Source organism: Cupriavidus sp. 01L45, assembly GCF_056399885.1.
Map to the genome: position 1 here is coordinate 55,460 of NZ_JBFTSG010000052.1, position 14,086 is coordinate 69,545.

Consider the following 14,086-nt stretch of genomic DNA (forward strand, 5'->3'; position numbering starts at 1 on the left):
GGCGATAACAGCGCCCGCGCATGCGTGGCTGTGATCGCCTGAATCCGTTGTGTACACTGTCCACTAACACCAAGGTAGTCAAGAAAATGGACGATGTCCACATGGAGAAGAAATGACGGGCGCAAAGCGCACTGCGCGCATCCTGGATCCGGCGGATTCCGAAGCCCCGGCCAGCCCTGCCGATGGCCCTCCGGCCCGCAGCACCTATCGCCACGGCGACCTGCGGCGCGCATTGCTGGAAGCCGGCATGGAACTGGCGCGCGACGGCGGGCCGGACGCGGTGGTGCTGCGCGAGGCCACCCGGCGCGCCGGGGTGGTGCCCAATGCCGCGTACCGGCACTTCGCCAGCCGCCAGGACCTGCTGCAAGCCGTGCGTTCCGCCTCGCTGGCGTTGCTGGCAGTGGCGATGGAAACCGAACTTGCCGCGCTGGACGCGGCGGCGGCGCCAGCGGATTACGCGCGCGCCAGCCTGCGCGCGGTCGGCACCGGCTATCTGCGGTTCGCCTTGTCCGAACCGGGCCTGTTCCGCACGGCATTCTCGGTGCCGGATGAGCAGGAAGGCGTGCCGGTGCCCGCCAAGGCGGGCGAGAGCGGCCTGAATCCGTTCCAGTTGCTGGGCGCGGCGCTGGACCGCATGACGGCTGCCGGCGTGCTGCCCGCCGCACGCCGCGCCGGTGCCGAATACCTGGCCTGGTCCGCCGTGCATGGCTTGTCCATGCTGGTCATCGACGGGCCGCTGCGCATGGTGGCGATGGTGCCGGGACAGGCGGACGCGATCGGGCAGCGTTTGCTGGAAATGGTGGAAAAGGGGTTGTAGCGATGCCGCTATAAACTGGCACGGCTTATTCATGTCCGCGCGCCGGCGCGGACCGACGGAGAAATGGAATGCGGCTAGTCCTGCCAGTCAAAGTGTCCTGCCTGATCGTGCTGTTGCTGGCGCAATCCATCCCAGCCGCGCTCGCGCAGCAGCCGATGGTCTATCGCGGCATTTGCGATGCGTCGGCGGCGGTCGCGCTGGGCCAGAACCACTTCGTCGTGGCCGACGACGAGGCCGACGTCCTCACCATCTACCGCCGCGGCATTGCCGAAAGCGTGGGCCGGGTCGACCTGACGCAGTATCTCGGCGGGCGCAAGCCAAACGGCAAGGCGAAGGAAACGGACATCGAAGGCGCGGCGCGCATCGGCAACCGGATCTACTGGATTGCCTCGCACAGCAGGGATGGCAAAGRCAGGATTGCGCCCGAGCGCTTCAGGTTGTTCGCGACCGATGTCATCGAGACCGGCGCGGTGCCCGGCGTCAGGGCATCCGCGTCGGCGCCCTACGCCGGACTGTTGAGCGCGATCGTTGCGGACAAGCGATTCGACATCCTGGCGCAGGCGTCGCAGTTCGCCGCGGAGGACCCACGCGGCTTGAACATCGAGGGGCTGGCGGCCTCGCCGGATGGCGGGCTGGTGATCGGCTTTCGAAACCCGCGGCGGGCGGGCATGGCGCTGACGCTGAAGCTGCGCAATCCGGCCGACGTGCTGGAGCGCGGTTCGGCACCGGAATTTGACGACCTGGTTGCGCTGGATCTTGGCGGGCGGGGAATACGCAGCATGGAGCATATGGGCAACGGCTACGCCATCCTAGCCGGGCCATTCGATGACGGAAAGGGCGGCCCGGACGATTTCGCCTTGTACACCTGGTCCGGCAAGACGGCGAGCGCGCCCGCTCCCGTAGCAGACGTCAGTCTGGGAACGCTGCATCCGGAAGCCCTGTTCAAGGTTCCCGGACTGGACCAGCTGATCATCCTGAGCGATGACGGAGGCGAACTCGTCGATGGCGCGAAGTGCAAGAAGAAGTCGGTGCCGGGCCGGAAGAAGGGGTTTCGAGAGATCGGAATCCGGGTGCCCGCAGCGCTGGCGCGCCCGTGAGTCTTCATCGCGGCTGGGGCAAGGGCGGCGTCGATTCCACGGAGCACGTTCCACAGAGCACGGCCGCCGCTTTGCGGACATGTGCCACTACGCGCCGCTGGAATTCTTCATCTGCACGCGTTCCGCCAGAAAATCCAGCAGCGCGCGCACCCGTGCGGGCAGATGGCGGCCCTGGCCAAGGTACACCGCGTGCACCGCTTCCGTATCGCCCGGATTGAACGCTTCGAGCAGCGGCACCAGCCGCCCGGCGGCGATGTCTTCGCGTGCCTGGAATTCAGCCATCCTGGCCAGCCCCAGGCCGCCCACGACGATCCGCCGCAGTGCGTCGCCATTGCTCGTCATGGCATTGCCGATAGGCGCCACCATCCTGAGTTGTCCGTTCTCCAGCACAGGCCAGCCTTCGATCGCCCGCGCGTAGCCCAGTTTCAGGCAGTTGTGCACGGCCAGGTCGGYGGSGGTGGCGGGGGTGCCCCGCCGCGCCAGGTAGGCCGGCGCGCCCACGATCACCATGCGGGTCTCGCCCAGCTTGCGGGCCACCAGCTGCGAACTCTTCAGTTCGCCCGCGCGGATCGCCACATCGGTGCGCTCTTCCAGCAGGTCGATGACCTGGTCGGTCAGCACGATATCGAGCTGGATCTCCGGATACAGCGCCAGGAATTCCGGTACCAGCGGCAGCAGGAAATGGTCGCCGAAGGGCACGTTGGCGTTGATGCGCACGCGGCCATGGGGCACGGCGCTGGCGGCGGCGCCGCGCTCGGCGTCGTCCAGGTCGGCCAGCACGCGCACGGCGCGTTCGTAGAAGGCGCTGCCTTCCGCCGTCAGCTCGATGCGGCGCGTGGAGCGGTTGACCAGCCGCGCGCCGAGCCGCGCTTCCAGCCGCGCCACCAGCTTGCTGACGGCCGACGGCGTCATGCGCAAGGCTCGCGCCGCAGCCGAGAAGCCACCCAGCTCCACCACCCGCACGAACACTTCCATCTCGCCGGAGCGATTGACATCAAGCCGCGACATTGTGAATTGAATTCATAAATGTTGTTCGTTCGGGCAGTCTACCGCACCAATGGCCCGATCCCCATACTCCGCTCCATGCATCGTCCGGACTTCGCCGGTCCGGCGGCAGCCGGATCGCGGGATCGCACCTAACCTGTTTCGCACACTTCCAATGCCATTAGCTCTCTATGCCCTGACCGCCGGCGCCTTCGGCATCGGCGTCACCGAATTCATCATCATGGGTTTGCTGCTCGAGGTCGGGACCGACCTCGGCGTCTCCATCGCGGCGGCGGGCCTGCTGATCTCCGGCTACGCGCTCGGCGTTGTGGCCGGCGCGCCGGTCATGACGGCCCTTACTGCCCGCTGGCCGCGCAAGACCGCGCTGCTGGGCCTGATGGTGATCTTCACCTTCGGCAACGCCGCCTGCGCGATGGCGCCGAACTACGAGACGCTGATGGCCGCGCGGGTACTGACCGCGCTGGCGCACGGCACCTTCTTCGGCGTAGGCTCGGTGGTCGCCACCGGGCTGGTAGCGCCGCAGCGGCGCGCTTCGGCCATTGCGGTGATGTTCACCGGGCTGACCGTGGCCAGCGTGCTGGGTGTGCCGTTTGGTACCTGGCTCGGGCAGGCGTACGGCTGGCGCGCCAGCTTCTGGGCGGTGGCCGCCGTCGGCTTGCTGGCGGTGCTGGTGATCGCACTGCTGGTGCCGGCCGAACGCGACAAGCCGGAAGCCCCCGACCTGCGCCGCGACCTGCGCGCGCTGATGCGCCGGCCGGTACTGCTAGGGCTGCTGACGACGGTGCTGGGCTATGCCGGCGTATTTGCGGTGTTCACCTATATCGCGCCGATCCTGACGCAGATCACCGGCTTTGCCGACAGCGCCGTCTCGCCCATCCTGCTGGTCTTCGGCGTCGGGCTGGTGGCGGGCAACCTGCTCGGCGGCAAGCTGGCCGACCGGTACCTGCAGGCCACGGTGCTCGGCAGCATGCTGGCGCTGGCGGTGGTGCTTGGCCTGATGAGTTTCGCCTTGCACAGCAAGGTGCTGAGCGTGGTCTTCGTCGGCCTGCTGGGCGTGGCCGCCTTTTCCACCGTGGCACCGCTGCAGATGTGGGTGCTGGAACGCGCCAGCGGGGCCGGGCAGAGCCTGGCGTCGAGCTTCAATATCGCCGCTTTCAACCTGGGCAATGCCATTGGCGCGTGGCTGGGCGGGGTGGTCATCACCCGTGGGCCGGGGCTTGGCGCCGTGACCTGGGTCGCCGCGCTGGTGCCGGTGGCCGCGGTGGCGGTGGCGCTGCTGGCCATCCGCCTGGAGCGCAATGCAGGCGGCAGGCAGCCGGGCGGAAGCGGCAAGCTGTCGTCGCCGCCGCTGCACTGATCGGGAGGTTGCTGCGGCAGGCCGGTGTGCAGCATTGCCGTGGCGCGGACAGTGGCTTATGCTGGCGGCTGCCTGCCGGCGCCACGGGATATGTTTTCATCCGGACCGATGCACGCCGGATACATCCAACCGACCGGACGCCATCCGCACCGATGCAAACCGCACTGATCGTCATCGACGTACAACGTGGCCTGTTCGACGACACGCCCCGGCCAGCCGAAGCCGATGCCGTGCTCGGCCGCATCAATCGCCTGATCTCATGCGCGCGCGCCGCCGGCGCGCCCGTGGTGTTCGTCCAGCACGAGCAGGCCGCCGGCGCGATGCCGTTCGGCTCGGCCGCGTGGGCGCTGGAACGGAGCCTGGCCGCGCAGGCGGACGACCATCGCATACGCAAGACCACGCCGGATTCCTTCCTGGATACCGGGCTGGCCGCGCTGCTGGATCGGCTGCAGGCGAATCAACTGGTGATCTGCGGCTATGCCACCGAATTCTGCGTGGACACCACCACGCGGCGCGCCGCCGGGCTGGGCTACGCGATCACGCTCGCCGCGGACGCGCACACCACGCATGACAAGCCGCACGCCAGCGCCGGGCTGATCCGGCGCCACCATAATGCGACGCTGTCGGCGATTACGAGCTTCGGGCGGCCTATCCGGGCGTTGGCAACGGACGACATCGTATTTGACGTTTGACACCGGGCGGCGGACAAGGCCGGATCGTCAAGACAAGACCACAGCAAGACCACCACGAGACCATTATCAAGAATGATCACCTGCTACCTGCGCTACATCATCGACCCGGCCAAGCTGAAGGAATTCGAACACTACGGCAAGCTGTGGATTCCGCTTGTGGAGAAGTTCGGCGGCCAGCATCACGGCTATTTCCTGCCGTCGGAAGGCGCCAGCAACGTGGCCCTCGCCCTGTTCTCCTTCCCCAGCCTGGCCTTGTATGAGGCGTATCGCAACAAGTCCTTCGACGATCCCGAGTGCCAGGCGGCCTTCCGCTACGCGCAGGAGACGCAATGCATCGTCAGCTACGAGCGCAGCTTCTTCCGGCCGGTGTTCGAGTAGGCGCTACGGTTTCTTTCGGTACCTTCAGGCGGATGGGCAGGGTACCCGAGGCGCTCGACGAAGCCGCCCGGGTGCGAACACGCGCTTTCACTGCCTCATCGCCTGCCCGATCAGCTGCCCCAGCAGCTTGACGCCTTCCTCGATCCGCTCATCCGCGATCGCCGTATAGCCCATGCGGAAATGCGGCGATGGCGCATCGGTGGAAAAGAACACATCCCCCGGCTCGATGATGACCCCGTGCGCCAGCGCGATCCCGGCCAGCTTGCGCGCATCGAGCCCCGGCGGCCCTTCCACCCAGAACGAAGAGGCCCCCGGCGAGTTATGCGCCCGGGCCTGCGGCAAGTGCCGCGCCAGCATATCGCGCAGGATCTCCGCGCGGCGCTGGAAGATCGGCGCCACGCGCCGCAGCAGCGCGTCGTGGTGGCCCAGCGAGATAAACAGCGCGGTAGCCCGCTGGTTGTTGGCCGGCGGATGGCGCAGCATGAAGCGGCGCAGCGCGCGCGCCTGCCGGATGACGGCCTTGGGCGCCACGATATAGCCAAGCCGGATGCCGGGCACGAAGGATTTGGACAGGCTACCCACATAGATCACGCGGCCGTCGCGGTCCAGGCTCTTGAGCGCGGGGATTGGCTGGGTCAGCGCCGGGTTCTCCGTGTCGTAATCGTCTTCGATCAGCACGACGTCATGGCGCCGCGCTTCGCGCAGCAGCGTCTCGCGCCGCTCCAGCGGCATGGTGACGGTGGTGGGGCACTGGTAGCTCGGCGTGATGAAGGCGTAGTCGCATTGCGCCAGCCCGTCGTCCGGGCACAAGCCGGACTCGTCCACCGCCAGCGGCACCACCTCGCGGGCGCGCATGCCGAAGATATGGCGGGCGTCGTTATAGCCCGGTTCTTCCAGGCCCACGCGCGTACCCTGCATCAGCAGGTCGGCCAGCAGGTAGAGCGCATTCTGCGCGCCCATCGTGACCATGATCTCGTCCGGGTTGGCCCAGACGCCCCGGCGCGGCAGGATGTGCTTCTGCAACTGCTCGATCAGCAGCGGATCGTCCCGGTCGATCAGGTCGGAGGCCCAGCCGCGGATCTCCAGCACGGCCAGCGCCATGCGCGAGCATTCGCGCCAGTCGGCGGTGGGAAACAGGGCGGGATCGAACTGGCCGTAGATAAACGGGTAGGGATAGTTCTGCCACTCGGTGGGTTTGACGATGGCACGCTTGCCGGTCATGTCGGGCAGGCGCGCCTCCCAGTCCGGGCCGCCTTGCGCGGCCTCTTCGGGGGCGGGGGTGCCCACCGCGCGTGGCGGCGCCGAGCCCGGCCTGACCGCGCTGGGCAACTGCTCAACCACGAAGTAGCCGCGCCGCGGCCTGGTCTCCAGGAAGTGTTCCTCCACCAGTTGCTGGAAGGCCAGGATCACCGTATTGCGGGCGATGCCCAGCGTGGCCGCCAGCTCGCGGCTGGAGGGCAGGGCGCTGCCTTCGGGCAACTGCCGCGCTAGGATGGCTGACACCAGTTGCTGGCGCAGCTGCGCCTGCAGGCTGACGCCGGAATCGGAGGATAGCTGTAGCAGCCGGTTCCAGAAAGTGTTCGCCTTGCCCATGCTTGCCATGCCGCTCCCCGTGCTATGGCCGCTGTGGCGGCCGTGGTCTTGTGCGGCGGATTATGGGCGAAGTCCCGCACCGATGGAATGGGGATGCCAGCAGACCCGCGCCACGCCTGCGGCAAGGCGAAGGCGATGAGGCCGCGGGTGCTCCCCTTGTGCTTAGCGGCCGAGAATCCAGCCCGCCAGGCTTTGCAGGTCTTCCGTCGTCATTGTCGCGTAGGCCGGCATCGGCACCTGGCCCCACTTGCCCGCGCCGCCGGCACGGATGTTCTGCGCTACCAGCGCCGCGGCGCCAGGCTGGTTCGCGTACTTTGCCGCCACGTCCTTGAACGCCGGCCCCACCACCTTCTTGTCGACGGCATGGCAGGCGGTGCAGCCATTGGCCGTGAGCAGGGCCTGCGGATCGTGGCCGCCCGCGGCCGGGGCGGCAGCCGGTGCCGGCGCGTTGGCTTGCGCCGCGGCCTTTCCTGCATAGGCCGTGCGCTCCGCGCCGTAGGTCTTCGTCAGGTAGTCGACCATGGCCGGGATGTCTTCGTCCGGAAAGGGCGCGCCGAAGGGCTTCTTCATCTTCTTGACCGTGGCGTCCCAGTAGCCGCGCGGCGACGACGGCGGCTGCGTCAGCACGTACTGCGCCGAGTGGCAGGTCATGCAGTTCTGCTGCACCAGGCGATAGCCGGGCAGCTCGCTCGGCGTGTAGCGCGCGGTTTCCGGCGGGAGCGTGATTTCCAGCGCGCGCGCGGCGGGTGCGCCGCCGATGGCGGCAAGGGCCGCGAGAGCAAGGACGGCAGCGTGGGGGCGGGTCGGTTTGACGGGTTGCATGGCTGCCTCCTTCATGCCGCGACCACGCGCGTGGTTTCCACCACGTTGCGCATATAGCCGGCCGGGTTCCACAGGGCGGTGAGGGGCTGGCTCTGGCCGATGCGGTTGCCGGCACGCACCTTCAGTTCGTACTCGCCCTTCTTCGGCGGCGTGAACGCCGCCGTCCACTCGCGGAAGGAGTAGCGGCCCAGGTCCTTGCCCAGTTGCGCAGCGCGCCAGGTGCGGCCGCCATCGGTCGACACGGCCACCTCGTCGACGCCATAGCCCCCGTCGAAGGCGATGCCGCGCAGCACGGTCTGGTGCCCGGCACGCACCGTTGCGCCATCCGCCAGGCTGGTGATGAAGGAGCGCACGTTGAAGCGGTTGATCGGCACCGTGCGCGCGGGCGCCGTGCCGGGCGCCACGCAGGCGCAGGGATTGTCCGGGATGCGGTAGGCCGCGTTCATCCAGAATCCGTCGAACGGCTTGTCCAGTACCTCGATGTCGGACAGGTGCTTGACCCAGTAGGTGCCGTAGTAGCCGGGCACGATCAGGCGCAGCGGAAAGCCGTTGAGCATGGGCAGGTCCGCGCCGTTCATGGCCCAGGCGAGCATGACCTCGCCATCGAGCGCGTGGTCGATGGCCAGCGCCTTGACGAAGTCCGGGCCGCTTTCCAGCGGCGGGCGGTCCATGCCGTCGAAGCTCACCTGCAGCGCGCCGGCCTGCACGCCGGCCTTCTCCAGCAGCGCCTTCAGGGGCACGCCGGTCCAGCGCGCGTTGCCCATGGCGCCGTTGCCGAGCTGGCCGCCGTTGGCGCGCGGCGACAAAAAGCCCCGGCTGTTGCCCGAGCACTGGTTGACCGCCACGAGGTCCACCGGGGAGGCCAGCCGCTTGATCTCGTCGAGCGAGAGCTCCAGCGGCGCATTGACCTTGCCGCCCACGCGCAGCCGGTAGGTTTGCGGGTCGATGCGGGTGGGAATCCCGCTCCAGTGGTAGCGCACGAAGAACGCATCGTTGGGCGTGATCGGGCCATCGTTGAACACGCCGAACGGGGTCTCCAGCTGCGGCGGCCGGCTGGTCAGCAGGATCAGCGGACGCTTCTGGGGAAAGGCCACCAGCTCGCGCTCGCCGTTCTCGAAGGGAAGTTCAATGCGCGCGTCGGCGGTGGCTGCCAGCGCCTGCAGCGCGGGGTGGGCCAGCGCCGCGCCGGCGCCCAGCGCGCCGAGAGAGCGCAGCACGCCACGGCGGCCCGGCTGCGGTGGTACGGAATGATGGCCTCGGCCCATGCCTGGCTCCTCGTCTTTTGGTGGGGATGGCGGTCTTGGACGGTGCCGCTTTGGTCGCACTTCCGGTTTCAGATGACTTCGTCCTTCATGTGATACCAGCGATACAGGAACCACTGCCCGAACCGGCGGAACGGCGCGAAAGCCTGCGCCTCGACCATCTCCCGCACGTTCGGGAACGGTAGCGCCGAGCGGAAGATCGGCAGTTCCGGCCCCGCGCTCTTGCCCGCGATCAGCGCGGCCATGCGCTTGCCGGCCTGCGCGGAGTACATCACGCCGTTGCCGCCGTAGCCCATCGCGTAGTAAATGGTCTGGGCCGGGTCCGGCTGGAAGATGCGCGGCATCATGTCATGGCTCACATCGACCCAACCCCACCAAGAATAGTCGATCTGGATGCCTTGGAGCGCAGGGAACTTGCGGTGCAGGTCGCTGACCAGCTTGTCCTTGTATTTATGCTGCGGCGCATCGTTGCCGGTGATGGCGCTGCGGCTGCCGATCTGCAGGCGGCCATCCGGCATCAGGCGGTAGTAGTGCCGCAGGATGCGGGTATCGGTGATGACCTGCGTCGTGCGGAAATTGCACGCTTCCCGCTCGGCCGGCGTCAGCGGCCGGGTGACGATGGAGTTCGACAGGATCGGGAACAGGCGGTTCTTCAGTTGCGCATGGAGGTGCGGCGAGGTGTAGCCGCCGGTGGCCACGGCGACCGCGCGGGCGCGCACGATGCCGCCGGGCGTCTTCAGGTAATGCACGCCGCCACGCGTCTCCCAGCCCGTCACGGGGCTGGATGGGTGGACCTTGGCGCCCAGCGCGCGGGCCTTGCGCAAGTAGCCGAAGGCCAGCTTGCCGGCATGGATGCCGATGCCTTCGGGTTCGTGCATGGCGCCGGCGGCTTCCTTGTCGTCGACGTACTCGCGCTTGACGGTATCGGCGTCGAGGATGCGCGCGTCGTACTTGAAGACGTCGCGCAGGATCCTGGCTTCCTTTTCCAGCGCGGGCATGACCTTGTCCCGGTGCGCGATGTACAGGTGGCCGCCCGGCTGCGGTTCGCAGTCGATGTCCTTGATCAGCCCCTTGAAGGTCTCCATGCCGTCGCACACTTCCTCATGCAGGCGCAGCGCGGTATCCAGGCCGTAGCGCTGGATCCACTGCGAACGCTTGAGCCGGCCCGAGGCGCACTGTGCCTGGCCGCCGTTGCGCGTGCTGCAACCCCAGCTCACGCGGTTGGCTTCCAGCACGGTGGCCTTGATGCCATACTCCTGCGCGAGGAAGATCGCGCAGGTCAGGCCGGTGAAGCCCGAGCCGATGATGGCCACGTCCACGTCGATATCGTGGGTGACCGGGCCGTCGTCCGGCGGCGGCTCGCCGGCGGTGCCGATCCAGTAGGTGGGGGCGTACTCGCGGCCCTGCCCGGGCGTGGGCGCGACCAGCGGGTCGTAGGCCGGGTCGTACGGCTTCGAAGGCGCGGTGGCGTGGCCTTCGGGCAGGATCAGTCTTGCGGCGGTGGCATCCATGTCTGTCTTCCTCGTGTGCCCTCTGTGGGGTGCCGGATTCAGTTGCCTGCGCCGTTCGCCGCGACGGGCGGACGGTCCTTGCGGTACGCGTTCTTCACCGCGATCTTGCCGTCGCGGAAGGTGAACACGTCCACCATGCGCGCCTCGATGCGGGTGCCGTCCGCCTTCGTGCCGCGGAAGGTGGATTCGCTCACGCCGCGCTCGCCGGCCACGAAATGCTCGCCGTCGAGCCATGCCGCGTCGGGGAAAGCCTGCCATGCCAGCTGGAAGCCCTCGCGCACCGCCTCGCGGCCTGCGAAGCTGCGGCCGAACAGCTCGCTGCCGGCCACGGCGTGGAACACGCAGTCCTCGGCCATGAAGCGCATCAGCGCTTCGATATCGTGCCGGTTCCAGGCGTCGCTGAATGCTTGCAGGGTGGCCTCGGTGACGGGGGTATTTGCCATTTGGATCTCCTTGATGTTGTGTGTGATTCGCGCGTTGCGCGGACCTGTGCGCCTTATGACGTCAGCATAGTGAGGTGGCGCGCAATGCTGTAGGGCCAGATCCCGTAAATCGTTTGGGCCAGCGGCCACCGGCTCACCCGAAGCTGCGCATCAGGTACACCACGCCCAGCATGTACAGCGCCACGAACGCCGTCTCGGCGGACATCAGCACGATCGGCTTCCAGCCGAGTTCGGCCAGCTTCTGGAACGAGGTCTTCACCCCCAGCGCGGCGATCGAGATCACCAGGCACCAGCGCGAGACTTCGGAGCACCCCGCCGCGACGGCCGGCGGAATGCCGCCCAGGCTGTTGACCAGCACCAGCGCGGCAAACACCAGCAGGAAAACCGGTATCAGCGGCGCCCGCGCGCCGCCGGCCACGGCGCTCTTCTTGCGGCGCGCGTGGAAGACCAGCGCCAGCATCACCACCACCGGCATCAGCATGGCCACGCGGAACATCTTGGCCAGCGTGGCGGCATCCGCCACCTGCGGCGAGATGATGTAGCCCGCGCCGACCACCTGCGACACATCGTGGATCGAGCCACCGAGAAACAGGCCCGCCTCGTGCCGGCCGAGGCCAAGGTGCGTGACGATGAGCGGATACAGCACCATGGCCAGCGTGGAGAAAGCGGCGATGCCGATGGCGGTGAGCAGCGTGTAGCGCTCGTTCTCGGCGGTTTGCGGCAGCGTGGACGAGATCGCCAGCGTGGCGGAGATGCCGCAGATGCCGGTGCCGCCGCCGGAGAGCAGCCCGAGCATGGGCGGCAGCTTGAGCGCGCGGGCAAGCAGCACGCCGAAGGAAATGGTCAGCACCACCGCCCCGATCAGCGCGGCGACGCCGGACAGGCCAAGGTCGCCCACATCGCTGGCGGCAATGCGCACGCCCAGCAGCGCCACGCCGACCCGCACCAGCTTCTTGGCCGAGACCTCGATGCCGGGCAGGCATCTGGCGTTCTCGGTCAGGAAGTGGAAAGCGATGCCGATCAGCAGCGCATACAGGAACTGCGGGCCGCCGTAGTGCTCGGAGACAAAGGTGGCGGCCAGCCCGATCACGCCGCACAGCATGAAGCCGGGCAGCAGGGCGCGGGTCCGCGCGAAGGCGGACTGGGGAATGGCGGGTAGGGTGTTTGCGGTCATGGCGGCAGCCAGGTAGTTTGAAAGCGGCCGGGCAGGCGCGGGCCTGCCGCTGCGGCAAAACGCGGCGGCAGGCAATGCGGACTTGCCGGGAGTGAATCCGCGATGGCGCGCATCGCGGAAGCCGGATCAGGTGGAGCCGGCGGATCGGGCGGATCGGGCGATGGGCGTGTCAGTCAGCCCGCCGCACCTCGCCCATCGGTGCGGCGGTGATCGCGTGCTTGCGGCACAACTGGCGCACGGCATAAGCGATCAGCAGGATGCCCAGGCTGGCCACGCCGAGCAGCAGCGGAGTGCGCTGATCGGGGATAAAGGCCATGGCGACCACGATCCCGACCATGCCTGCGATGGCGACCCAGGTCAGGTAGGGAAAGGCCCACATCCGCACCTTGAGCCGCTCCGGCGCTTCGCGCTCAAGGCGGGCGCGCAGGCGCAGTTGCGAGAAGGCGATCAGGATGTAGACGAAGATGGCGACCGTGCCGTAGGAGTTGACCAGGAAAGCGAACACCTTGTCCGGCGACACATAGGACATCACCACCGCACCGTAGCCGAACAGCGTGGCGAACAGGATGGCCCGGACCGGCACGCCGTTGCGGCTCAGCTTGGCCAGCCCCTTGGGCGCATCGCCACGCTTGGTCAGCGCGAACAGCATGCGCGACGAGGCGTACAGTCCGGAGTTCAGCGCCGAGAGCACCGCGGTCAGTACCACGGCGTTCATGATCTGCGCCGCCGCCGGGATGCCCATGGCCTTGAGCGCGCTGACGTACGGCGTGGCGATGCCGACGGAGTTCCACGGCACCAGGCACACCACCAGCAGTACCGAGCCCACGTAGAACACCAGCACGCGGGTGATGACGGAGCTAGTGGCCTTGGCCACCGCCTTTTGCGGCTCGGCGGTTTCCGCCGCGGCGATGGTGACGATCTCGGCGCCGAAGTAGAACCCCGTGGCCGCTACCGCGCCGGTCAGCACCGGCATGATCCCGTTCGGTGCAAAGCCCCCGTGCACGGTGAGGTTGGCGACGCTGGCGGTGGTGGCGGGCCACATGCCGAGCACGAACAGGCCGGCCAGGAACAGGAACACCACGATGGCAGCCACCTTGATCGAGGCAAACCAGAACTCGAACTCGCCGAAGGACTTCACCGAGATCAGGTTGGTCAGCGTGAGCATCACCAGCAGTACCAGGCTGATGGTCCAGGCGGGCACGTCCGGTAGCCAGAACTGCACCAGCGTGGCCCCGGCCACGGCCTCCAGCGCGACCACGATCACCCAGAAATACCAGTACATCCAGCCGGTGAGGAAGCCGGCGAGTTCACCCATGGCCGGGCGGTCGCGCCAGGCCTCGCGGGCGTATTCGTAGAAGGAACCCACGGTGGGCAGCGCGCACGCCATCTCGCCCAGCATGCGCATGACCAGCACCACCAGCAGGCCGGTGATGAGGAAGGAAATGACGGCGGCGGGGCCGGCGGACTTGATGACCACGCCGCTGCCGACGAAAAGGCCGGCGCCGATGACGCCGCCCAGCGCGATCATGGTCATGTGGCGCTGCTTCAGCCCGTGCTTCAGGCCGCTTGATTGCTGCTGTTCGGTAATCACTGTGTTGTCTCCTGCACTGCACAGGGTCGCGCGCCACGGTTTCTATAGTAGGTCGGCGATTGGCTCGCCGCCGGGTCCATGGTCGCGCCGGATGACGCCGGTGCGGGTTGCGGCAGGCGTTGCGTATCGCATGCGGCGCCTGCCGCGGGGGGCGGAAACATCCGTTGCCCGGAAGGCCGGGCGACGGATGTTCACGCGCTTACAGACTTGGCGCTCAAACGTAGTCCTTGTACTTGTCGAGCATGCGCACGGGCTTGGCGAGCGCATCGCGGCGGAACGGGTCGCCCAGCTCGCGGGTGCACATGATTTCGATGATGGTGGTCTTGCCGTGGTTCATCTGCAGG

13 protein-coding genes are annotated in these 14,086 nt (G+C 67.8%); 5 read left to right on the forward strand and 8 right to left on the reverse strand.

Annotated elements, in window-relative coordinates:
* Window positions 1–112: 112 nt before the first annotated feature.
* Together AC1DT6_RS29790 and AC1DT6_RS29795 are read left to right on the forward strand one after the other, a co-directional pair.
* On the forward strand, window positions 113–817 hold the full coding sequence (locus AC1DT6_RS29790; RefSeq protein WP_441633229.1) for a TetR/AcrR family transcriptional regulator: 705 nt from the start codon (window positions 113–115) through the stop codon (window positions 815–817).
* 113 nt (window positions 818–930) lie between these two features.
* A complete protein-coding gene (locus AC1DT6_RS29795) occupies window positions 931–1,914 on the forward strand; it encodes a DUF3616 domain-containing protein (RefSeq protein WP_477115164.1) in 984 nt (327 codons plus the stop codon).
* Between the two features lie 87 nt (window positions 1,915–2,001).
* On the opposite strand, the gene AC1DT6_RS29800 is transcribed toward AC1DT6_RS29795, so the two are convergent.
* Window positions 2,002–2,922: a LysR family transcriptional regulator gene (locus AC1DT6_RS29800; RefSeq protein ID WP_477115165.1), complete on the reverse strand. Its 921-nt coding sequence runs from the start codon at window positions 2,920–2,922 to the stop codon at window positions 2,002–2,004.
* Window positions 2,923–3,073: 151 nt separating this feature from the next.
* Here AC1DT6_RS29800 and AC1DT6_RS29805 point away from each other — a divergent pair, with 151 nt between their 5' ends.
* The 3 genes from AC1DT6_RS29805 to AC1DT6_RS29815 all read left to right on the forward strand — a co-directional run bounded on the left by AC1DT6_RS29805 (window position 3,074) and on the right by AC1DT6_RS29815 (window position 5,346).
* The gene (locus AC1DT6_RS29805; protein WP_477111828.1) at window positions 3,074–4,276 is read left to right on the forward strand and encodes an MFS transporter; all 1,203 of its coding nucleotides are present in this window, start codon (window positions 3,074–3,076) and stop codon (window positions 4,274–4,276) included.
* 152 nt (window positions 4,277–4,428) lie between these two features.
* Window positions 4,429–4,968, forward strand: a complete 540-nt coding sequence (locus AC1DT6_RS29810; RefSeq protein WP_441633237.1) for a cysteine hydrolase family protein — start codon at window positions 4,429–4,431, stop codon at window positions 4,966–4,968.
* A 72-nt stretch (window positions 4,969–5,040) separates the two neighbouring features.
* Window positions 5,041–5,346 (forward strand): NIPSNAP family protein, encoded by a 306-nt coding sequence (locus tag AC1DT6_RS29815; RefSeq protein WP_045243050.1) that lies wholly within the window; start codon window positions 5,041–5,043, stop codon window positions 5,344–5,346.
* A gap of 87 nt (window positions 5,347–5,433) precedes the next feature.
* Here the strand turns inward: AC1DT6_RS29815 and pdxR are convergent, their stop codons facing one another.
* The 7 genes from pdxR to AC1DT6_RS29850 all read right to left on the reverse strand — a co-directional run bounded on the left by pdxR (window position 5,434) and on the right by AC1DT6_RS29850 (window position 13,685).
* Complete coding sequence (gene pdxR / locus AC1DT6_RS29820) at window positions 5,434–6,948, reverse strand: MocR-like pyridoxine biosynthesis transcription factor PdxR (RefSeq protein ID WP_441633239.1); 1,515 nt, start codon at window positions 6,946–6,948, stop codon at window positions 5,434–5,436.
* Window positions 6,949–7,101: 153 nt separating this feature from the next.
* Window positions 7,102–7,761, reverse strand: coding sequence for a SorB family sulfite dehydrogenase c-type cytochrome subunit (gene sorB, locus AC1DT6_RS29825; RefSeq protein ID WP_441633241.1), 660 nt, complete (start codon window positions 7,759–7,761; stop codon window positions 7,102–7,104).
* A gap of 11 nt (window positions 7,762–7,772) precedes the next feature.
* Window positions 7,773–9,026: a SorA family sulfite dehydrogenase catalytic subunit gene (gene sorA / locus AC1DT6_RS29830; protein WP_477111829.1), complete on the reverse strand. Its 1,254-nt coding sequence runs from the start codon at window positions 9,024–9,026 to the stop codon at window positions 7,773–7,775.
* A gap of 68 nt (window positions 9,027–9,094) precedes the next feature.
* Window positions 9,095–10,534, reverse strand: a complete 1,440-nt coding sequence (locus AC1DT6_RS29835) for an NAD(P)/FAD-dependent oxidoreductase (RefSeq protein ID WP_441633245.1) — start codon at window positions 10,532–10,534, stop codon at window positions 9,095–9,097.
* Between the two features lie 38 nt (window positions 10,535–10,572).
* Window positions 10,573–10,977: a nuclear transport factor 2 family protein gene (locus AC1DT6_RS29840; RefSeq protein WP_441633247.1), complete on the reverse strand. Its 405-nt coding sequence runs from the start codon at window positions 10,975–10,977 to the stop codon at window positions 10,573–10,575.
* A gap of 133 nt (window positions 10,978–11,110) precedes the next feature.
* Window positions 11,111–12,151 carry a YeiH family protein gene (locus AC1DT6_RS29845; protein ID WP_441633249.1) on the reverse strand — a complete coding sequence of 347 codons (1,041 nt, stop codon included), beginning with the start codon at window positions 12,149–12,151 and terminating at the stop codon, window positions 11,111–11,113.
* A gap of 169 nt (window positions 12,152–12,320) precedes the next feature.
* Window positions 12,321–13,685, reverse strand: coding sequence for an amino acid permease (locus AC1DT6_RS29850; RefSeq protein WP_441633257.1), 1,365 nt, complete (start codon window positions 13,683–13,685; stop codon window positions 12,321–12,323).
* Window positions 13,686–14,086: the final 401 nt, after the last annotated feature.